The organism is Acinetobacter sp. YH12076 (assembly GCF_013419525.1).
GTDB classification, from domain to species: domain Bacteria; phylum Pseudomonadota; class Gammaproteobacteria; order Pseudomonadales; family Moraxellaceae; genus Acinetobacter; species Acinetobacter amyesii.
The window spans coordinates 255,026-275,338 of sequence record NZ_VOZY01000002.1 but is presented as its reverse complement, the minus strand read 5'-3'; the positions used below and the strand labels follow the sequence as shown (position 1 = coordinate 275,338).

Here is a 20,313-nt window from a genome sequence, read left to right as displayed (position 1 = left end):
TCATGTATATGCTGAAATGCAAAATATGACCATTTCTGCAACAAACTGACTCAGATTAACCTGTAATTTCGTCACTTTGTCATAGCCCTAAGCTCCAACACCCACTAAGATTCAAACATCTAAAAAATAATTGAGACACTCAATGTCCAAACTTGCAGTATTAGATGATTTACTTGAACTGTATTACCAGTTGAACTACCACAAAAAGCCAGAAATTTTACAGCGTTTACAAGATGTCCAGCAGTGGCAAAAACAGCGTATGCAACGCACTCATGCCGTACAATTTGCTGAAAAACAGAATGTGCTGATGTCTCAATATTTTATTAATCGTTTATATGGCGGTCCTGATTTTGATGCATTAGCAGCACAAATTGCTCGTCTCACGCGCTATGCACACAAAGCTGAAAAATTGATTCCAGACAATGCTATAAAGACTGGTACTTCGGGCGTACAACTTGCCATTTTAGCCGTACAGCTTGATGAACAAGTGGCCATGCAATTATTAGAAGATTATCCATCCAATCTGCCCTTAACCGATGAAATGATGCGCCAGACTTATCTTAAGCTCGATCAGGGCAAGGACCGTATGTTACAGCTGCAACTATTGGACGATTTAGGTCGTAATTTAGATAAATATATGCGCTCATTTATGGTCTATACCGCCTTTAAGATGTGCAAAGGTGCAGCAATAAAATATAACTTCGAAGTGATGTATGACTTTATGCAAGATGGCTTTCTCGCAATGAAACCACTTAAGTCAGCAGAAAAATTTGTGCGTGAATTTACCACTGTAGAACGTCAAATCATTGACCGTGTACATGCTGGAGACCCGAACCCGTTTCAGCCTGCGGCCTAACAAAATTATCATCCCCATTCAGCCCACATTTGATATAAAACAAACAGGGCGTTCAAGGCTGAATTCAGATTTTTTATAGGGGTTTTGCAAAGCAATTACAGCAGCCCCTTATTTTTTCTGTATATTATTCACAACAAATGCAAATGACTGCTGTATAACAACAGAGAATCTGTCATCATGCTTACAAAGTAACATTAACCCTATTTATAAGTTAGGAGTGACTCTAATGTCTAACGAGAATCAAACGCCTGTCCCTACACCTGAGTCGGCACAAAATACAGACAAAGCGAGTCCATTCTTAACTGAACCTTTACCACAAGGGACAGCGCAAGGTCAGCAACAATCTTTAGAACAACGTCTGACCGACACACCTGTGACAGGTTCAGTACCCAAATATAATCTGCCACGTGGCGCGAACACAGGTAATGTTGGGCCAACTACACACTTTGGTTATCAGACCGTGAGCAGCGAAGACAAAGCGCAAAAAGTCGCGGAAGTTTTCCACTCAGTGGCTGCGAAATACGACATCATGAATGATTTAATGTCATTTGGTATTCACCGTCTATGGAAACGTTTTGCCATTAACATGTCAGGTGTTCGTCGCGGTCAGCACGTACTGGATATTGCAGGCGGTACAGGTGACCTTGCTAAAGTGTTCAGTCGTGAAGTTGGTCCGACAGGTCATGTGGTGCTTTCAGACATTAACGAATCGATGCTCAATGTCGGTCGTGACCGCCTAATTGATGCTGGTTGTACCAATGTCGATTTCGTTTTGGCCAATGCTGAAACTTTAGAACCTTTTGCAGACAACAGTTTTGACCTATTAACCATTTCATTTGGTCTACGTAACGTGACTGACAAAGATGCTGCTCTTGCTGCAATGTACCGCGTTCTTAAGCCAGGTGGTCGTTTACTGATTTTAGAATTCTCTAAACCGGTATTTGAACCATTCTCAAAACTGTATGACTTATACTCATTCACTGCATTACCAATTATGGGAAAAATCGTAGCAAATGACTCTGAAAGTTATAAATACCTTGCAGAATCAATTCGTATGCACCCAGACCAACGTACTCTTAAAGGTATGATGGAAAATGCAGGCTTCCAAAACTGTGATTATCACAACTTAACGGGTGGTATCGTAGCCGTACATCGTGGTTTCAAACTTTAATACTGCAGGCTGAACTATGTGGTCGATTCTCGCACTTGGTGCAGTTGAACGCTTAATTCATCATTTCATTGATCTGGATGCTATTACTCGCATCCAACTGAATGAATTGCAAGGCAAAATGCTTCGTGTGGTGATCGATTCACCACAGTTGTCGGTGGATGTGTTTTTTGACAATCAGAAAGTTCGCTTAGAACCGACGCCAACAGGACACTCTGAAACCGCATCTATCTTTGAGCAACGCCCTTACGAGCAGCAGTCAAGTACGACCGAAGCAACAGCGACCTTGCATGTCAAAACGGTCGTCGAGCTCCTTAAACTGCTGTTGGCTGAAGATGTCGGCAATATCCCATTGCAAGGTGATTATCATTTATTGCAGGATATCCAACGCATTATGCAGCAAGCTGAGCCCGATTTAGCTTCGCATTTAAGCCCTTGGATAGGTCCAAGCCTTGCGCATGAAATTGGTAAGTTGCAACTTGCACCCAAATATCTCAAACGTACTTTACAAAGCCATTTGTTCTTTGCTGAAGACGCGTTAAAAGAAGATTCTGGCTTGTTTGCCCCACGTTGGCAGATGGATGACCTGAATCAAGACACACGAATTTTGAATCAAAATCTGGACCGTGCAGAAGCAAAAATTCAGCAACTGCATAGCCAAATTGACTCATTACAAGACAACACTTAAGACTAGGTAATTGCACATATGATTCCGCACGTTTCACGTTTACTCGACCTTTGGCGCATCGCTGCGCACTATAGACTCGACACGTTGTTTCCTGCGGAAGAATTACCGGAAAAAGCCCGTCATATTCTTTCTCTCATTCGCATGCACCCTGCGGCTTGGTCAAGCCGCGAGCGTAAAAATCCGCTCAAGCTCAAAGAAGCCATGGAAGAGATGGGCCCGCTGGCCATTAAAATGGGGCAATTACTGTCTACCCGTCGTGACTTGATTCCACCTGAAGTTTTACAGCAATTGGTACTACTACAAGACCGTGTAAAACCTTTTTCGAATGACGTTGCCAAAATGCGTATTCAGGAATCACTAAAAGCGGATGTGAATACCTTATTTGCACGCTTTGACGAGCAACCTTTAGCAGCAGCATCTATTGCGCAAGTGCATACTGCAGCCCTGCATGATGGCCGTGAAGTCGTGGTAAAAGTGACTCGCCCAAATATTCGCAATCAAATTCTGGAAGATTTTGAAATATTAGAGTGGCTTGGTCAGTTCCTTGAAAAACGTCTAGAAGCCGCTCGTGCCCTGCATTTATCTGAAATTATTCAGGACTACCGTCAAATTATTCTCAATGAGTTGGATTTGACTTTAGAAGCGGATAACACCCGTCGTATGCGTCATTACTTCACCGGTTCAAGCATGATGTACGTGCCTGAAGTCTATATGGACAGCCGTGATGTCATGGTCGAAGAACGTATTACGGGTGTACCCATTTCAGATATTGCGACCTTTGATCGCTTGGGCATGGATCGTAAAGATTTAGCCGAAAAAGGGCTCACCATTTTCTTTACCCAAGTGTTCCGCGACAACTTCTTCCATGCCGATATGCATCCGGGGAATGTCTTCGTCGAAACCATCAATCCTAGCAATCCACGCTTTATTGCCTTGGACTGCGCGATTATGGGTGAGCTTTCAAAGCACGACCAAATGACCGTTGCACGCATGTTGCTTGCAGTGATGAATAGCGACTTTATGCAGCTGATTCAAATTGTGCATCAAGCGGGTTGGATTCCACCGGGTACAGATCAAGATGCCTTAGCACGTGAAATGCGTCGCACTGTTGGCCCAATGGTCTCTAAACCAATGCATGAATTGGACTTCGCCGGCATTCTGATTCAAGTGATGGATATTGCGCGTCGTTTCCATTTAGAGATTCCGCCACAACTGATGTTGCTGCTCAAAACCTTGGTCCATGTCGAAGGTTTAGGAACGGATCTCTATCCTGAATTGGATATTTGGAGTTTGGCAAAACCAATCCTCACCGATTGGATTAAAGCGCAAATGAATCCTCAGAAAAACTTAAAAGAACTCGGACAAAAAATTCCAGACTTACTTTTAGGTGCGCAAGATTTACCAACGCTGATGATCGACAGTCTGAATGGTTTAAAAAATCAGTCAGCTTGGCATGCAAAACAACTCAATGAACTGCAAAGCATGCGCTTGCAAATGGAACATCAGCAAAAGCGTAGTTGGGTCTTTGGTAGTGTTATGGCCATCTTCCTCTCCATTGCGATAATTGCGCCATGGTATGTTTCCATCGTATTAATTGCACTTTCAAGCTTACTTGCCATTTGGCGTGTGTTTAAATAATCTGTATTTAAATGATCTTGATGTATCCATAAATCCTTTAAGCCTTTTGACAATAAAGGGCTTAAAGCTATAAAAACAAAAAATTTAAATAAGGCTGAACGCCATGTCATACAGTTATTTAGGGGTACTGTATGGTCGAAATCCACTCCGAGCATGTGCAACGGCCTTGCTGTATAGTTTTTCGACCCTGCTTGATGTGTTGGTTAAATTATTGGTTATTAGCTGGGGCCGTGGTTTTTATCATTAATCTATTTGCTTGGGCGGTCTTCCCAATGGCGACATGGGCAATCGTCTACCTCAGTTTGTTTCAATTGCATCGGCATAATGAACAATTATTACAGCATTCGTGAGCGGTGCCCTGATATGACTGAGAAGTCATTTGTCGTAAGTTTCAGCCATTGGGTCTGTGCAAAAACGCACTAGAATAATTCTACGACTGTATTTTAAGCGACTGCCATGACTCAAATTTTGCAAAAAAAACCGCCTGCGCTCAATATCCGTGCTGGCCATTTAGCACGCCAACTGATTGAACAAGAAGGTTTAAACGCTGCTCAAGTGGATATCCTGCCCGGTGCTGCTGGTGGCCCGAAAGGCATTGGTATTCAAGGTTTAGATCAGGCGATTTTTGCTGACTTTTTGCCACGTGCGCAACAAAAGCGTACTTTAATTGGTTCATCGATTGGCAGTTGGCGCTTTGCCAGTATTGCTGCTTGGGGAGCTATCGAAGGCACGGAACGCCTCTCTGAGCTGTATACCAATCTGAGCTTTCATAAAAAGATGAGTCGTCAAGAAGTCAGCGATGTGTGTCGTGGCATGCTGATCGATTTGATTCAAGGTCAAGAAGCTGCACTGGTTAATCATCCTGATTATCACCTCACTGTGCTTTCAGTCAAAGCTCAGCATATTTTCCAAAGTGATAAAGCCCTGCCGCTGTTAGCCTCTGTCGCAGGGATCGTGGGCACGACAGCGCTTGCACGTAAACACAGTCGTTATTTCATGCAGCGTGTGATTAGTCAGCCTGTGTCAGGTCATCAATTTACTGTGGCGGATGATGGCTTTACCACGCATTACCATGCATTGACTCAAGACAGTGTCATGCCGTGGCTTATGGCATCTGCATCTATTCCTGGTGTTATGGCCGCGATCCGTGATATCCCTGATGCGCCACAAGGCAGTTACCGCGATGGCGGCCTGATTGACTATCATATTGACCTACCCTTCCAAAGTCAGGGCATCGTGCTGTATCCGCATTTCACGGATAGCATCACCCCAGGTTGGTTTGATAAATTATTTAAACGCCAAGCCAATCCTGAAAATCAGGCGCGTACCCTGTTGCTGTCACCTTCACAAGAATACCTTGCAAGCTTGCCGCTTGGCCGACTGCCTGACCGTAAAGACTTTACCCTCAAAGGCTTAGACAACCAACAACGGATTAAAATGTGGAACCAATGTGTGGCTGAAAGTCAGCGTATGGGCGATGAGTTTTTGGAAATGGTTGAGAAGCAACACTTTCCAGCAGTCATGCAAGCACTCTAAGCGTTACAGTAATCTCTTGCGAGGGACGCTATAATCCTGTTTCAGAATTTTGAGCTTATTTAGTATAGATTTATGCGGATATTTTTAACTGTTTTGCAGTATGCCTGCATCGCTTTTGCACTTTTCCTTGTTTATCAAGTGTCAACCGCCTTGATCAGCGGCCAATACGATTTAATGGAAGTGGTAGCAGATGTCGGTACCATTTTAATTTGTATCGATTTGGCGGTGTTTTTATTTACCAGTAATGCAAAACAAGGCATTAGCATCGAAGACTATGCGAAACAATTGGAACAAAAGCCGTCAAAATTGGTATATGTCACCCGTAAATTGGGACATTTCGGTATTTTGCTGATCATTACCAGTTGGATTGTACCGATGATTCGCTAATGTATTTTAGTTCAATAAAAAGGATCATCATGTGTTCATGATGATCCTTTTTTATGTCATCGGATTTTATTTATCCGAAGAAATTAACCCGTCCAGTTTTTACATCATACACTGCACCAACAATCGCCACTTTACCTTCTTGCACCAACTGCTGTAGCACTTCACTATTTTGCAAAATATAGCGGATGTTGTAATGTACATTCATTTGCGTCACTTGCTCTAAAAATGCCGGACTCAGCGTTTGTGGTTGCATCAATTCGGCAACACGCGATACAGACTCATTGAGTGGCCCCAGCACATATTGAATATGTGGCATACGCGTCAGGCTCTGAATCGATTGACCAGCTAAATGCAACTGACAAGCACTGCTAACCGCACCACAGTCCGTATGACCAAGCACTACGATCACTTTGGCGCCTTTGGCTTCGCAGGCAAATTCTAATGAACCCAAAACTTTTTGCCCCGCGACATTCCCCGCTATGCGTAAACTAAATAAATCGCCAATTCCAACATCAAAGATCATTTCAGTCGGCGCACGAGAATCCATACAACCTAACACTGCCGCAATCGGATGCTGCCCTTCTTGTGCGGTCACCCGCAGTTGACGATAGATATCTCGTTGCAAACGCTCATTTTGTACAAAACGTTCATTGCCTGCTTTAAGCAAAGCGAGCACAGCCTCTGGCGTCAAACGTTGCTGTAAAGCTGCAGTACTAATATCTATATCTAATGCCGCCTCCTGCGCATCGGCATAGTGTGCCTTGAAACCAATCAACTGCACTTGCACTTTACGTTGCGCCGCCTTTTCCTGTTGGTACTCTTGAATGAGTTGGAAAATATCAGCATCCATATCACTCACATGTGTGGCATCAATCACCACTTGTTCGCCGCGATGGATATGTTCCAATGCCGAGATTAATGCCGAACGGTTGAGAAAACTGACTTGTGAAGGCAATTCAATCCGTGTAATCACCCCATGTAAATGATGCTCTTTATACACCTTCAGTCCCTTATTAAAATTGGCGTATAAAATAAAGGCCGCACTACTGGCTAAACCAATCAAGATCCCGACCAATAAGTCTGTGAATAAAATCGCCAGTAAGGTAATGATAAAAGGAATAAATTGTTTCCAACCTTTTAAATACAGCTGTTTAAACAATTTGGGATGTGTCAGTTTAAAACCTGTGAGGATTAAAATTGCAGCTAATGCTGAAAGCGGAATCATATTCATCAAGGGCACTAAACACAGCACGGCAAACAGGAGCAACACGCCATGAAAGATGGCAGAACATTTACTTTTAGCTCCAGCACTGGCATTGACCGAACTACGAACAATCACTGACGTCAGCGGCATCCCGCCTATAGCGCCCGAAACAACATTACCGATACCTTGCGCCCATAACTCTCGGTTGGGGGGTGACGAACGCTTATGCGGATCTAATTTATCTGCTGCTTCCAAATTCAATAAAGTTTCTAATGACGCCACAACCGCCAAAGTAATTGCACCCGTATAAATCAGAGGATTATTTAAAGCGGTCCAATCCGGAAAGATCATCACATTTTGTGGCTGATCCCAAAGGTTAGGAAGTTGGATGAGATTTGATGGATGAACTGCAAAAGACGAGCCACTAAGCACCAACATGGCATTACATAGTGCAGCGAGGACTACAGCAACCAAGGCTGAAGGCAGAACCCAGTTTTTGCATGGACTCCTCTCCCAAAGCAACATCAAGACAATGCTACCTATACCGATCAGAACGGCACCGATATCCCATTGCAAATCGAGCGGCTGTGACTGCCACAGCACAGACCATGAAAATTGGTTCAATCCAAACAGATAAGGAATTTGACTCCCAATCAAGATCAGCCCAATGGCTGCCAATAAACCCAATATGACATTGTTTGGAATAAAGTTGGCAAAGAAACCGAGCCGAAATAAGCCAAATCCAATCTGTAAAATACCGGCAAAAACAATACACAATAAAAAGGCGGCATAGTTGCCGCCGAGTAGTTCAAGCTGTACCAAAATGACTGCTGTTAAACCTGCTGCTGGACCTGCAACACTGATATGTGAGCCACTCAGTGCCCCAACTAAAATACCACCGACAATGCCTGCAATAATACCAGAGAGAATCGGTGCGCCAGAAGCCAATGCAATGCCTAGACATAGCGGTAAAGCCACGAGAAATACCACTGTTCCAGATAAAAAGTCGTGAATATGAAATCGATGTCGTTCAATTTTAGATATCATCATTTTACCGTTTATAATAAATATCAAATAATTAGATGTAAGTGTGTAAAGCCTAAAGTTTGTGACCACTTTATGGCGTGACTTATATTGTCTGGCAATCGAACGATTCTATAGTGTGTTTTGATACATGATTTGTGTGATTTTTACACTTAATTGCGAAGTTTAAGATTCAGCTCATTTATCTTTGATAGGCCTTAAAAGAAATAAAAAAACCTCCCAAATGGGAGGTTTTTTTAACAGATCAAGATTACTTCGAACCTTTAATCCCTGCTTGTAATAACAATGCACCCAAACCACCAATTTTGTTTTCTTGTGGTTTAGCCGCTTGAGGTTTCTTGCCTTGTGGGCGGTCGCCTTGAGGACGAGACTGCTGTGGACGTTTCGCATGTGGCTTACGCTCACCGCGTTGCTCTTGCTGTGCATTATCACGACGTGGTTGACGTTGTGGTTTTGCCGCAACAGCGCCTTCAGCACGCATCGACAAGTTCACTCGGTTACGTTCAACATCAACGTTTAACACTCGAACTTGTACAATTTGACCTGGTTTCACCACTTTATGTGGATCTGCCACAAATTCATTTGCAAGCTCTGAAATATGCACTAAACCGTCTTGGTGAACACCTACATCAACAAATGCACCGAAGTTGGTTACATTAGTAACCACACCTTCAAGCTGTAAACCTTCAGTCAACTGCGCCACTTCTGTAATGTCTTCACGGAATTTAGCCGTGCGGAACTCTGGACGTGGGTCACGGCCTGGTTTTTCAAGTTCAGATAAAACGTCTTGAATTGTCGGTAGACCAAATTGGTCATTCACAAATTCTTCGGCGTTTACTTGGCGAATAATTTCAGTATTACCAATAATATCTTTGACTGTGGTTGCTTTCGCTGCCACAATTTTTTCTACTAAACCATAAGATTCAGGGTGAACAGCAGAAGCATCAAGTGGCTCAGAACCATCTTGAATACGTAAGAAACCTGCTGCTTGTTCAAAGGTACGTTCGCCTAAACGAGGAACTTTTTTCAAACTTTGGCGGTTGTCAAAACGACCATTTTCTTTACGGAAATCCACAATTTGCTGTGCAATTGATTTATTCAAACCCGCGATATAACCCAAAATTGCAGATGATGCTGTGTTGACATCGACACCTACTGAGTTCACGCAGTCTTCAACTACTGCTTCTAGTGTTTTTGCTAAACCGGTTTGGTTCACGTCATGTTGGTATTGACCTACACCAATCGATTTCGGATCAATTTTCACAAGCTCCGCCAATGGATCTTGTAAACGACGAGCAATCGACACTGCACCGCGAATAGATACATCTAGCTCTGGCAATTCTTGAGATGCCAATTCAGATGCTGAATAAACAGATGCACCCGCTTCAGAGACAGACACACGAATCAAATTCAAATCCGTATTCGCAGCCATCATTTCAGCCACAACCGCTTCAGTTTCACGGCTTGCAGTACCATTACCAATCGCAATTAATTCAACATTGAATTCGCGGCAAAGGCGCGCAAGTTCAGCAACTGAACCTGCTTTATCTTCTTTCGGGGCAAACGGGTAAATAGTGCTGTGTGCAACAACATCACCTGATGCATTGACAACAGCCAATTTCACACCCGTACGGATGCCAGGGTCTACACCCAAGGTGCAGTGTGCGCCTGCAGGAGCAGAAAGTAATAAATGACGTAGATTTTCAGCAAAGACATCCATCGCTTCAGCTTCAGCAGCCAAACGTTTTTCAGTCAATAATGAATGTTCAATCGCAGGACGAACTTTACCGAGCCAGAACAATTTTGCAGTTTGTTTTAAAAAATCTGCACGCGCTTGTGGCTGAGCTGTTTCTATATTGTATTCAGTTTCAATACGAACCAATGGTGCTTCATCTTCACCATCGACTTTTAAGCCCAAGACATTTTCTTGACGGCCACGGAGCATCGCCAGTAAACGGTGTGAAGGGACTTTGTTTAAGCTTTCAGAGAAATCAAAGTAATCACGGAATTTTTTACCGACTTCCTTTTTCTCATCACTTGCAACTAAACTTTTCAACACTGCAGTTTTCGCAAATGTCGCTTTTAGCTCAGTGGTTAATGCAATATTTTGTGCCCAGTCATCAATTAAAATGTGTTGAATCGCGTCTAATTGGCTTTCAACATCAGCATAATCTTCATGACTAAAACCAGCTAAAGCTTCGGTTGGATCAACCGCTTCATTAAAGATTTTTTCAGCGATTGGGCCTAAACCCGCTTCTTTGGCTTTAAATGATTTACTTGTACGTTTTGGACGGTACGGCGCGTAAATCTCTTCTAAAGCATTTTTCGTTTCTGCTGCATTCACACGAGCAAGTAAGTCATCAGATAACTTGTTTTGTTCTTTTAGAGATTCGATTACCTTTTCACGGCGCTCAAATAAATCACGCAGGTAAGTCAGACGTGTATCGAGCTGACGTAATTGAGTATCGTCCAGACCTTGCGTCACTTCTTTACGGTAACGTGCGATAAATGGAACACTGGCACCTTCATCAATGAGCTTGATGGCAGCTTCAATTTGATTTGGACGTACGGCAATTTCTTTTGCCAACTGCTGAACTAAGTCAGTCATCGTATTAGATCCCTGCAAGGATAAGTTCTAAAAGCCATGATTATAAAGACCAAGACCATAAAATCCACAATTGTTTTTATAAATTTATTCGTGGTTTTTAATGCCAATTCATCTCAAATACACATTTTTTTACGAAACTGACTATGAAACAGCAAATTAGCGAGACTTAGACAAGCAAACTGATTCGAACAACATGTATACATTTGGTATCTATGTCTTGATTTTAACTGCAATATTTGTTGCTTTAGAGCATAGTAAATTTATATAAATGAATCGTATACTCAAGTGAAATCGACTTTTTGTTTACGATGACAATAAAGAATAAGGAGCACGTCATGAGTTTAGTTGTACCTGCTGAAAAAACAGATGCCGTACAAGCCGAAACCGACCGAGTCGAACGCATTCTGGTTGTCGATGATGATGTGCGTCTACGCACCCTCTTACAACGCTTCCTAGAAGATAAAGGTTTTGTGGTCAAAACCGCACATGATGCGACTCAGATGGATCGTCTGTTGCAGCGGGAACTCTTTTCCCTGATTGTGCTCGACTTTATGTTGCCTGTTGAAGATGGCTTGAGTATTTGTCGCCGTCTGCGCCAATCTAGCATCGACACCCCAATCATTATGCTGACCGCTCGTGGTAGCGATTCAGACCGTATTGCAGGACTTGAAGCCGGTGCAGATGACTATTTACCAAAACCATTTAACCCGAATGAGCTATTAGCTCGTATTCGTGCGGTCCTACGTCGCCAAGTGCGTGAAGTTCCGGGCGCACCAAGCCAACAAATGGAAGTGGTGTCTTTTGGTCCGTGGTCACTCGACCTGTCTACTCGTACATTAACCCGTGAAGGTCAAGTCGTCACATTAACAACGGGTGAATTTGCCGTACTCAAAGCATTAGTTCAACACCCTCGTGAACCACTGACACGCGACAAGTTAATGAATCTTGCTCGTGGTCGTGAATGGGGTGCTATGGAGCGTTCAATTGACGTTCAAGTTTCTCGCCTGCGTCGTTTGGTTGAAGAAAACCCGGCACGTGCGCGCTATATTCAAACCGTTTGGGGCGTAGGTTATGTCTTTGTTCCAGATGGTGCTGAATAAGCCATAAAATAAGACCTGAGAATCGAGTCACCGTACCTCATGTCCGGAAATGCCATTCGCTGCTGTCCGAGCCACTTGAAATTGAATGAATAAAAGTAATGTGCGCGAGTTCAGCGAATGGCAAAAATTTTGGTTACTTTTTTAAAAAGTAACATAACGAACTCCTCCCAAAGAACGTTCCAGCAGTAAGATTCCATCGCAAAGAATAAAAACTGCCTTTCAAAAAATTTGCTTAAAGGATTCTGCGTGAAACTCGAACCCATCGATCCACAGGAATTTACCGACTACGTTACCTACTCCGAAAAAAAACGGACACCTTGGGAACGCTTCCTCGATAAAATCAAACCCCGCTCTGCAGCCATGCGGACCACCGTATTGGTCTTATTTGTGGTGTTTTTTAGCCTGTTTATGTCCTTATGGTTCTTTTGGCGCACACTCTATTTACCCGAAATTCAACAACATGCTCGTTACCTCGCGGTCGAACTTGAAATCATTAACAATCCTGATTTACGGATTTTTCATAACAATGCCGAAGTAGATGTCGACGACTGGATGCGCAACCGTGTCGGGATCGAATATGTGACCGATCCGAAAGAATTCCCGAATGTCAAAGACAAAGTCATTGCAGAGTTCTTTACCAATCAAATTGAAAAGAAACTGGCCAAAGAAATGCGCATTGATAATGCGACCGTGTATTTCCAATTTAAACCTGACCCACGCATCTGGATTCAAACTCCAGAAATGAATGGAAACTGGGTTCGCGAGCCTTTAAAAACCTATGCCAACTATAGCGCAGAGCTGATTTTAGGTTGGTTATTGGGTATTCCGCTGATTGCTGGCATCATTATCTTAACCTTGGTTCGTCAGCTCAACCGTCCACTAAAACGTTTACAAGATGCGGCAAACAACTATAGTAAACAAGGCACTGCTCCTTATTTAGAAACCAACCATGGGCCACAAGAAATCCGTGAAGTAAACCAAGCCTTTAACCACATGGTATACACGCTGGAACAAACTGAACGTGATCGTCGCATCATGTTGGCCGGTATTTCCCACGATTTGCGTACTCCGCTGACCCGTATTCGACTCAGCGCAGAAATGATGCCTGATGATGACTTCCTTAAAGAAGGTCTGATTTACGATGTTGAAGATATGGATGCGATTCTGAATCAGTTCATTTCGTATATGCGAGATGGCTCTGATGAAGTTCCGCAAGATACTGATTTAAATGCGCTATTGCAGGAATTAGTGATTCAATTTAAACCTTTAGATATTCGCTTTGAACCTCAAGACTTACCGATTATTCAAGCACGTAGCCTGTCCTTAAAACGACTAATAGGCAACTTAATCAATAACTCAAAACGCTATGGTGCCGAGCCGATTGAACTGTCTACCGAATATGAAGGTGACCATATTCAAATTCGCGTTGCCGATAATGGCGAAGGGATTCCTGAAGACCAAATTGAAGACCTGATGCAACCTTTTGTACGTGGTAATGATGCACGTACCATTCAAGGCAGTGGACTCGGTTTAGCCATTGTAAAACGTATTGTGGATATTCACGAAGGTCAACTTTCAATTCACAATCGAGCAGAAGGTGGACTCGAAGCGATCATTTCTTTACCACTGCAAAAACTCGAAAATGATGAAATATTAAACAACAGCCCGTTGGAAAAAATTAAGCAAAGTTTAACTGAACGCTTTTAACAAGCGTTCAAAAAAGCAACGAACAGTTTTGTTCAATCCTTAACCATTGTTATTTTTAACTTTATTATTCAGTATCTTAAAAATCATAATAAAATCTTATACCCACATTTTTTCAAAAAATTAGACCTTAGCCTAACAGGGATGCAAAATGGCTTTTTTGATCGGTACAATCCGTATCAGTTTTGAGAATTTCACGAGAGTATATGATGTCTTTAGATCGCATCCGTTTAGCTGCCCTTCACGACAAAGTTATCAGCGCAGAAAAAGCTGCTGAATTCATTCAGGATGGTATGACGGTAGGTATGAGTGGTTTCACACGCGCAGGTGAAGCGAAAGCTGTACCTTTAGCGTTGGTTCAACAGGCTCGTGCTAATCCTCTTAAAATCACCCTAATTACTGGCGCGAGCTTGGGTAACGATTTGGACAAAAAATTGACTGAAGCAGGTGTTCTTGCTCGTCGTTTACCGTTCCAAGTAGACAATACATTACGTAAAGCGATCAACAAAGGCGAAGTAATGTTCATCGATCAGCATTTGTCTGAAACAGTTGAACAAATGCGTAATCTTCAGCTTAAAAAGCCTGATGTAGCAATCATTGAAGCTGTTGCGATTACTGAAGATGGTGGCATCATCCCTACAACTTCTGTAGGTAACTCTGCAAGCTTCGCAATTTTTGCTGAAAAAGTGATTGTTGAAATCAACACCAACTTAAGCCCAGCATTTGAAGGCTTACACGATATTTATATCCCAACATATCGTCCAACACGTCAAGCTATTCCATTGACTCATGTTGACGAACGTATTGGTACACATGCAATCAACATCGATCCTTCAAAAATCGTAGGTATCGTATTTAACAACGAATTGCATGACTCTCCATCTACAGTTACTGCCCCTGATGATGAAACTCAAGGTATTGCAAACCACCTTATCGCTTTCTTTGAAAAAGAAGTCGCTGAAGGTCGTTTACCGAAAAACCTAGGTCCATTACAAGCAGGTATTGGTTCAATTGCAAACGCAGTATTGACTGGTCTTAAAGATTCAAACTTTGAAGACTTGATCATGTACTCTGAAGTACTTCAAGACTGTACATTTGAATTGATCGACGCAGGCAAAATGAAATTTGCTTCAGGTTCCTCTATTACGCTTTCTGCGAAATATGGCGAAAAAGTATTTAATAACCTTGAACAATACAAAGACAAACTTGTATTACGTCCACAAGAAATTTCTAACCACCCAGAACTTGTACGTCGTTTAGGTATCATCGGTATCAACACAGCACTTGAGTTTGACATTTACGGTAATGTGAACTCAACTCACGTTTGCGGTACAAAAATGATGAACGGTATTGGTGGTTCAGGTGACTTCGCACGTAATGCGCACTTGGCGATCTTCGTGACTAAATCAATTGCAAAAGGTGGCGACATTTCTTCTGTTGTTCCATTTGCTTCTCACGTTGACCATGCAGAACACGACGTTGACATCTTGGTTACTGAACAAGGTCTTGCTGACTTACGTGGTCTTGCTCCACGTGAACGTGCTCGTGCTGTAATCGACAACTGTGCACACCCAAGCTACCGTGCAGCATTAAATGATTACTTCGACCGTGCTTGTGCGAAAGGTGGTCAAACACCTCACCTTCTACGTGAAGCATTGTCTTGGCACATCAACTTCGAAGAGAACGGCCATATGTTAGCTGCTCAGCCTGAAGTGAAAACTGCTTAATTGACAGTGAACTAAAAAAACGCTCTTCGGAGCGTTTTTTTATGGCTTTTATTTTTTAATATGACTTATCAAGTCTGCAAAACTCGACTAATCTAAATTGGTCAAATTACATGCTAAAACAAAAATTATGTTTATTATCCGCCCCTATCTCGAATCTGATTTAGACGATGTGATTGCACTTTGGGAACTGTGTGATCTGACCCGTCCATGGAATAATCCTGAAATTGATATATTTCGAAAACTAGCGCAACGCGACCAATTATTCTTGTTGGCAGTCAAAGATGATCAACTGATTGCAACTGTGATGGGTGGTTATGATGGACACCGAGGCTGGGTCAATTATCTTGCCGTGCATCCACATTTTCAACGTAATGGTGTTGCTACTGCCCTCATTCAGCAATTAGAAAAACGCTTAATTGCTTTAGGCTGCCCAAAACTTCAATTACTGATTCGCCAAGACAACATTGACGTACAAAATTTTTATGAACAATTGGGCTATGAAGAGGTTGAAGTGATTTGTTTGGGTAAACGTTTAATCACGGATTAATCGTTCGACAAATCTACATTCAATCCTTGTAACAAAATCAAAAAAAAAACGACATTGCGCCATCGAAACAAAAATGGATTGCATTGCTTGGCTTTAAATTTTAGGATTTGCCCCCATCATTTTCCCAGAACATAGAAAAGAGATTTCCCATGCGTGTAGATATCTGGTCAGACGTGGTTTGCCCATTTTGTTATATTGCGAAAAAACGCCTTGAAGCTGCTGCCGAAGAATCGGGTGTAGAACTTGAAGTGTTTTGGCATAGCTATCAACTTGATGCAGATGCGCCCGCTCGTCTAGAAATTTCTAATACTGAACGTCTAGCTCAAAAATATGGCCGCACTATTGAAGAAGTTGAAGAAATGCAGCGCAATATTGCCGAAATGGCAAAAGCTGAAGGTATTGAATTTAACTGGCAAAAAGCCAATTCAGGCAATACTTTCAACGCGCACCGCTTGATTCATCTTGCACAAAGCAAAGGTCTCGGCAGTGAAGCCAAAGAAGCGTTCTTCTATAGCTATATGACGCAAGGCTTGGCCATTGGTGAACGTGAAACCTTAGAAGATGTTGCATCTCGTATTGGTCTAAACCCTGTTGAAGTCGATGACTTATTAGACTCAGATGAATTTGCTGATTTCGTCAAATACGACGAAGAAGTAGCACGCGATCAACTTAAAGTTACGGGTGTACCGTTCTTTGTATTTGAGCAACGCATTGCTTTAGCAGGCGCTCAACCGAAAGATGTATTTAAAAAAGTGATGGACAAAGCTGCGGAACTCCCTGAGCTTGCTCCTACACCTGTCTGTAATGATGAAAGCTGTGAAACACCTGAAAAATAATTCAGCGCGTTCAATAAAAAATCCCCGAACTTCGGGGATTTTTTATGATCAGTTTTTAACATCAATAAAATGAAACTTATTCCACCAAGAAGCTGATTTTTAAGTTCACTCGATATTCCGCGATTTTATTGTCTTTCACCACAACTTTTTGTTCATTAATCCATGCACCCTGAACGTTCTTTACGGTTTCAGTGACTTTATTAATTCCCGTTTGGATCGCATCTTCAAAACTTTTTGCGCTACTTGCATTTACTTCAACGACTTTAGCAACAGACATTGTATTTATCCTCATTGTTATGATTTTGAATCTTCATCATATGATTAAGTCACTTATTTTGGTTATTTTTTAAACATCAAAACAGCAAAATATTACATGTCTTACACAGGAGTGAATTCCACTTCGAGGGATTACAAACTGACCATCATTTATTACATGCTTTCTGTTTAAGCCAAGGCCACTACCGATTAGGCTAAAAGCTTCATTCTTCTAACGATCATGCTCGGGAGTAATGTCATGACTATTGAACCTCAAGCAACTTCTGCTGAAACCGAACTATCTACCAATACAATCCCTCAAACAACCACCAACGAGTCCCAAACAGGGAAGAATAGCTTTCTCTCACATTTCTCTCCGACCGTCAAAGGTGCTGCGATCGGCGCTGTTGCAGGCAGTATTTTGCCTGTTTTTGGTACGATTAGTGGTGCCATTATTGGTGGTATCGCAGGCAAAGTCTATGAAAAGAAATGTGCCAAACATTCATAGATTTTTCATCTATATCTGAGTGATACGCCGCTGTCACTCAGCCACTAAAAACTCTAGAGCAATAACTCTAATAGACTGTTTTATATAAATATTAAATCCTACCATTTATCTTGTGTTGCCGAATCGATCATTTTTAATTGATTATTTTTTGATATTATTTTCACATAAATTCAAGTGATTAATTTTCTCCCTGACTCAATTTTTGAGTTACTAATGATTGATAGGAATACACAAATGAACGCAATCAAATATGCTATGGCTGTTGCTGTGATGGCGCTTTCTGCAACTGTTTCTGCACAAATCGTTTACGTACCAGATTTTCCAGTAAAAAAAGCTGAAACTGCTGAAACTGCCAATGCAGAGAGCCAAGCGCCTGCTGCTGATACAACTGAAGTTATAACAAACACAGAAAAAAAAGCTTAATTTTTAGCTGATTTTTCCAAAAAAAAACCGATGGCTCCCACCATCGGTTTTTTATTTTATATGCCTTTACTTTGGGCTTTATTCTTTACTTAACATTAAAAATGAACATCTAAAAGCGCTCGATCGCTGATGATGACTTCAAAAAAATTGATCAAACCATACCGCTATATCTTTTGCAAAACCTATCTTTAAGCTAATGATTTGGTATTATTTTTAAACAAAATGCGCATTAATTGTCATATTTAACGCTTAATTTGTAGAAGCTGACATTTATTTCCATGTTTTTTTTAATGAAATCTCTATAATCAAATGAACTAATCGACTTCTTTATTTTTAAATTTACATTGTCCTATGCAAGAACTTCAGGCACTGATACAAGGAAAAATTTCACCGCAGGTCATCGATATTGAACGCCTGATTGAATTGGCCAATACATATCGAAACCCGAATTCGGCTGAATATAAATTAGTAGAACTTGCAACCAATATTGTATTGGCTAAATATTTAGAAAAAGCACAAAAAGTCCTTTAGGAAGCGGACAAATGAATTTACAAGAGAAAGTACAATTAATAAAAGAAATCCATGTACTGACCCATCAACTTGAACACCGTGCTTTGAGTTTTTATGAAACTGCGCTTTCTAAACGTCGGATTCATGAAATTTTTGCCTTATGTGACGAACCGATTTTTCAAAAGCAAATATTAAGTTATCGCGCATTAACTGAACCACAGATGGCTGCCACTGAATTTGCCAAACAAACGCCATATTCATGGTTATTTCGTGGCTATTTTAACCATGACGCTGCACTCGAAAGTGCTTTATATCAATATCCAGAGATGGGTTGGGCCTTGCTGCATGACCATGAGTTAGGTTGGCAAGTTTGGATGATTCCAGCCAAACAGCGCACGGCGTTACTCAGTGAATGGGGCAATTTCAGTGAATGCTATGATTGGTTAATTGAGCAACAACAGCTATATAAATGTTTAATCAGTGATACTGATCTACGTCTACATGCCGTACGCCTAAAAGAAGAAGTCAGCACAGCACCAAACAATGTTGCAGCAAGTGTGGATGCCCTACTGCCGATTGAAACAATAAATAAAGATGGATCTGTCGATATAGATCATTGCGATAAGCAAATCAATGAAGCAGATACGTTGCTTGATAACTCAAATACAAATAAACCAGAGCTTTCTGCACCTGATACCGTTCCTCTTGTTCTAATTGAGCAGCCAACACATGCCCCATCGGAGGAATATCTCAACTCGACAATGGCAGGCGTTGAACTTCCTGAACAGGTTCAAATCGCTCAATATACCGCTCGCGTTCAAACGCTGCAAAACATCGATGCGCAATTGGCCTTGTATGAATTGCAGTTTATAGATCAGCCTGAACTCACAACGCAACTTGATGTTCTATTGCATACGACAGATGGTACAGATTGGAAAAATCAGCCACTGTATTTAGCAGAGCAAATCAATACCGAAGGTCGCTTCATCAAATATCTCTTGTTGTTTGGTGCGCAAGCGCAAATGGAAGCCATTAGACTCTCTCAACTGTTTTGCCAACAACATCAACATGAACTTGCCGCGATTAAAGTCATGACATGGGACAATCTAGAGCAACTCTGTGCTGCACCTGATCAGCTCTATCAACAGTCTCAGCAGGCTGAAATAATTTGGTCGCAAAACGACTATTATCCATTTATCCCGGCACAGTTAATTCATACGCAAAAATTCATTCATTTTGATGAACCTGAACCGACGCTACATACCCCGTTGTTATTATTACAAGAACGTCAAAAAATACGGTTAATCCACGGTCAAAAACGCATGGCACTCTTGCATACCGAACAAACCTTTCCCTATTTGATCCTCCATCGACAGCAAGGTTTAAATTGGCAAAGCATCCAAAATGTGATCCAACAATTGCCTCAACCCATTGATGTGATTTCGCTTTATCAAGCACTTAAGCAAATGACCGAAGATTAATTGCATTTATTTTGTAGTTTGGCTTGCATTTATCCGATAAAAATAACAAAACTACAGATGCAGGATACTCAGATGATAATTAAATAGAGCCAA

At 41.8% G+C, this 20,313-nt stretch carries 19 protein-coding genes; 16 read left to right on the top strand and 3 right to left on the bottom strand.

Features of this window, described 5'->3' with window-relative positions; translation table 11 throughout:
* Positions 1-142: 142 nt before the first annotated feature.
* The 7 genes from FTU22_RS02835 to FTU22_RS02805 all read left to right on the top strand — a co-directional run bounded on the left by FTU22_RS02835 (position 143) and on the right by FTU22_RS02805 (position 6,273).
* Complete coding sequence (locus tag FTU22_RS02835) at positions 143-856, top strand: hypothetical protein (protein WP_180092901.1); 714 nt, start codon at positions 143-145, stop codon at positions 854-856.
* A 226-nt stretch (positions 857-1,082) separates the two neighbouring features.
* Entirely contained in the window at positions 1,083-2,027 is a 945-nt protein-coding gene (gene ubiE, locus FTU22_RS02830; RefSeq protein WP_078192823.1) for a bifunctional demethylmenaquinone methyltransferase/2-methoxy-6-polyprenyl-1,4-benzoquinol methylase UbiE, read from the top strand.
* A gap of 16 nt (positions 2,028-2,043) precedes the next feature.
* Positions 2,044-2,712, top strand: a complete 669-nt coding sequence (locus tag FTU22_RS02825) for an SCP2 domain-containing protein (RefSeq protein WP_180024751.1) — start codon at positions 2,044-2,046, stop codon at positions 2,710-2,712.
* A gap of 18 nt (positions 2,713-2,730) precedes the next feature.
* The gene (locus FTU22_RS02820; protein ID WP_111885633.1) at positions 2,731-4,350 is read left to right on the top strand and encodes an AarF/ABC1/UbiB kinase family protein; all 1,620 of its coding nucleotides are present in this window, start codon (positions 2,731-2,733) and stop codon (positions 4,348-4,350) included.
* Positions 4,351-4,453: 103 nt separating this feature from the next.
* The gene (locus FTU22_RS02815) at positions 4,454-4,597 is read left to right on the top strand and encodes a hypothetical protein (protein WP_180092898.1); all 144 of its coding nucleotides are present in this window, start codon (positions 4,454-4,456) and stop codon (positions 4,595-4,597) included.
* A 209-nt stretch (positions 4,598-4,806) separates the two neighbouring features.
* Positions 4,807-5,886: a patatin-like phospholipase family protein gene (locus FTU22_RS02810; protein ID WP_180092895.1), complete on the top strand. Its 1,080-nt coding sequence runs from the start codon at positions 4,807-4,809 to the stop codon at positions 5,884-5,886.
* Between the two features lie 72 nt (positions 5,887-5,958).
* On the top strand, positions 5,959-6,273 hold the full coding sequence (locus FTU22_RS02805; RefSeq protein ID WP_078189807.1) for a hypothetical protein: 315 nt from the start codon (positions 5,959-5,961) through the stop codon (positions 6,271-6,273).
* 70 nt (positions 6,274-6,343) lie between these two features.
* Here the strand turns inward: FTU22_RS02805 and FTU22_RS02800 are convergent, their stop codons facing one another.
* On the bottom strand, positions 6,344-8,524 hold the full coding sequence (locus FTU22_RS02800) for a SulP family inorganic anion transporter (protein WP_257225872.1): 2,181 nt from the start codon (positions 8,522-8,524) through the stop codon (positions 6,344-6,346).
* A gap of 247 nt (positions 8,525-8,771) precedes the next feature.
* Complete coding sequence (locus FTU22_RS02795; RefSeq protein ID WP_180092890.1) at positions 8,772-11,129, bottom strand: Tex family protein; 2,358 nt, start codon at positions 11,127-11,129, stop codon at positions 8,772-8,774.
* A gap of 335 nt (positions 11,130-11,464) precedes the next feature.
* Between FTU22_RS02795 and ompR the strand changes: the two genes are divergently transcribed.
* From ompR to FTU22_RS02770, 5 genes are all read left to right on the top strand, one after another.
* Entirely contained in the window at positions 11,465-12,229 is a 765-nt protein-coding gene (gene ompR, locus FTU22_RS02790) for a two-component system response regulator OmpR (RefSeq protein ID WP_078189809.1), read from the top strand.
* 246 nt (positions 12,230-12,475) lie between these two features.
* Positions 12,476-13,936: an ATP-binding protein gene (locus FTU22_RS02785; RefSeq protein ID WP_180024744.1), complete on the top strand. Its 1,461-nt coding sequence runs from the start codon at positions 12,476-12,478 to the stop codon at positions 13,934-13,936.
* A 206-nt stretch (positions 13,937-14,142) separates the two neighbouring features.
* Complete coding sequence (locus FTU22_RS02780) at positions 14,143-15,660, top strand: acetyl-CoA hydrolase/transferase family protein (protein WP_180092940.1); 1,518 nt, start codon at positions 14,143-14,145, stop codon at positions 15,658-15,660.
* Between the two features lie 127 nt (positions 15,661-15,787).
* On the top strand, positions 15,788-16,207 hold the full coding sequence (locus FTU22_RS02775; RefSeq protein WP_078189811.1) for a GNAT family acetyltransferase: 420 nt from the start codon (positions 15,788-15,790) through the stop codon (positions 16,205-16,207).
* 149 nt (positions 16,208-16,356) lie between these two features.
* On the top strand, positions 16,357-17,043 hold the full coding sequence (locus tag FTU22_RS02770; RefSeq protein ID WP_180078042.1) for a DsbA family protein: 687 nt from the start codon (positions 16,357-16,359) through the stop codon (positions 17,041-17,043).
* A 76-nt stretch (positions 17,044-17,119) separates the two neighbouring features.
* On the opposite strand, the gene FTU22_RS02765 is transcribed toward FTU22_RS02770, so the two are convergent.
* Positions 17,120-17,320: a dodecin family protein gene (locus FTU22_RS02765; protein WP_111885833.1), complete on the bottom strand. Its 201-nt coding sequence runs from the start codon at positions 17,318-17,320 to the stop codon at positions 17,120-17,122.
* A gap of 237 nt (positions 17,321-17,557) precedes the next feature.
* On the opposite strand from FTU22_RS02765, the gene FTU22_RS02760 reads away from it, so the two are divergent.
* The 4 genes from FTU22_RS02760 to FTU22_RS02745 all read left to right on the top strand — a co-directional run bounded on the left by FTU22_RS02760 (position 17,558) and on the right by FTU22_RS02745 (position 20,220).
* The gene (locus tag FTU22_RS02760; RefSeq protein ID WP_218954992.1) at positions 17,558-17,806 is read left to right on the top strand and encodes a glycine zipper domain-containing protein; all 249 of its coding nucleotides are present in this window, start codon (positions 17,558-17,560) and stop codon (positions 17,804-17,806) included.
* Positions 17,807-18,040: 234 nt separating this feature from the next.
* Positions 18,041-18,229, top strand: coding sequence for a hypothetical protein (locus FTU22_RS02755; protein ID WP_180092887.1), 189 nt, complete (start codon positions 18,041-18,043; stop codon positions 18,227-18,229).
* A gap of 351 nt (positions 18,230-18,580) precedes the next feature.
* The gene (locus FTU22_RS02750; RefSeq protein WP_078189814.1) at positions 18,581-18,760 is read left to right on the top strand and encodes a hypothetical protein; all 180 of its coding nucleotides are present in this window, start codon (positions 18,581-18,583) and stop codon (positions 18,758-18,760) included.
* Positions 18,761-18,771: 11 nt separating this feature from the next.
* Positions 18,772-20,220 (top strand): hypothetical protein, encoded by a 1,449-nt coding sequence (locus FTU22_RS02745; protein ID WP_180092885.1) that lies wholly within the window; start codon positions 18,772-18,774, stop codon positions 20,218-20,220.
* Positions 20,221-20,313 lie beyond the last annotated feature (93 nt).

What these genes read in the sequence shown, in the direction of transcription:
- FTU22_RS02805 (WP_078189807.1), top strand. Translation starts at nt 5,959, where the DNA reads ATGCGGATATTTTTAACTGTTTTGCAGTATGCCTGCATCGCTTTTGCA.
- ubiE (WP_078192823.1), top strand. Translation starts at nt 1,083, where the DNA reads ATGTCTAACGAGAATCAAACGCCTGTCCCTACACCTGAGTCGGCACAA.
- FTU22_RS02800 (WP_257225872.1), bottom strand. Translation starts at nt 8,524, where the DNA reads ATGATATCTAAAATTGAACGACATCGATTTCATATTCACGACTTTTTA.
- FTU22_RS02760 (WP_218954992.1), top strand. Translation starts at nt 17,558, where the DNA reads ATGACTATTGAACCTCAAGCAACTTCTGCTGAAACCGAACTATCTACC.
- FTU22_RS02755 (WP_180092887.1), top strand. Translation starts at nt 18,041, where the DNA reads ATGAACGCAATCAAATATGCTATGGCTGTTGCTGTGATGGCGCTTTCT.
- FTU22_RS02770 (WP_180078042.1), top strand. Translation starts at nt 16,357, where the DNA reads ATGCGTGTAGATATCTGGTCAGACGTGGTTTGCCCATTTTGTTATATT.
- FTU22_RS02825 (WP_180024751.1), top strand. Translation starts at nt 2,044, where the DNA reads ATGTGGTCGATTCTCGCACTTGGTGCAGTTGAACGCTTAATTCATCAT.
- FTU22_RS02745 (WP_180092885.1), top strand. Translation starts at nt 18,772, where the DNA reads ATGAATTTACAAGAGAAAGTACAATTAATAAAAGAAATCCATGTACTG.
- FTU22_RS02835 (WP_180092901.1), top strand. Translation starts at nt 143, where the DNA reads ATGTCCAAACTTGCAGTATTAGATGATTTACTTGAACTGTATTACCAG.
- FTU22_RS02815 (WP_180092898.1), top strand. Translation starts at nt 4,454, where the DNA reads ATGTCATACAGTTATTTAGGGGTACTGTATGGTCGAAATCCACTCCGA.
- FTU22_RS02775 (WP_078189811.1), top strand. Translation starts at nt 15,788, where the DNA reads ATGTTTATTATCCGCCCCTATCTCGAATCTGATTTAGACGATGTGATT.
- FTU22_RS02780 (WP_180092940.1), top strand. Translation starts at nt 14,143, where the DNA reads ATGTCTTTAGATCGCATCCGTTTAGCTGCCCTTCACGACAAAGTTATC.
- FTU22_RS02795 (WP_180092890.1), bottom strand. Translation starts at nt 11,129, where the DNA reads ATGACTGACTTAGTTCAGCAGTTGGCAAAAGAAATTGCCGTACGTCCA.
- FTU22_RS02810 (WP_180092895.1), top strand. Translation starts at nt 4,807, where the DNA reads ATGACTCAAATTTTGCAAAAAAAACCGCCTGCGCTCAATATCCGTGCT.
- FTU22_RS02765 (WP_111885833.1), bottom strand. Translation starts at nt 17,320, where the DNA reads ATGTCTGTTGCTAAAGTCGTTGAAGTAAATGCAAGTAGCGCAAAAAGT.
- FTU22_RS02820 (WP_111885633.1), top strand. Translation starts at nt 2,731, where the DNA reads ATGATTCCGCACGTTTCACGTTTACTCGACCTTTGGCGCATCGCTGCG.
- FTU22_RS02750 (WP_078189814.1), top strand. Translation starts at nt 18,581, where the DNA reads ATGCAAGAACTTCAGGCACTGATACAAGGAAAAATTTCACCGCAGGTC.
- ompR (WP_078189809.1), top strand. Translation starts at nt 11,465, where the DNA reads ATGAGTTTAGTTGTACCTGCTGAAAAAACAGATGCCGTACAAGCCGAA.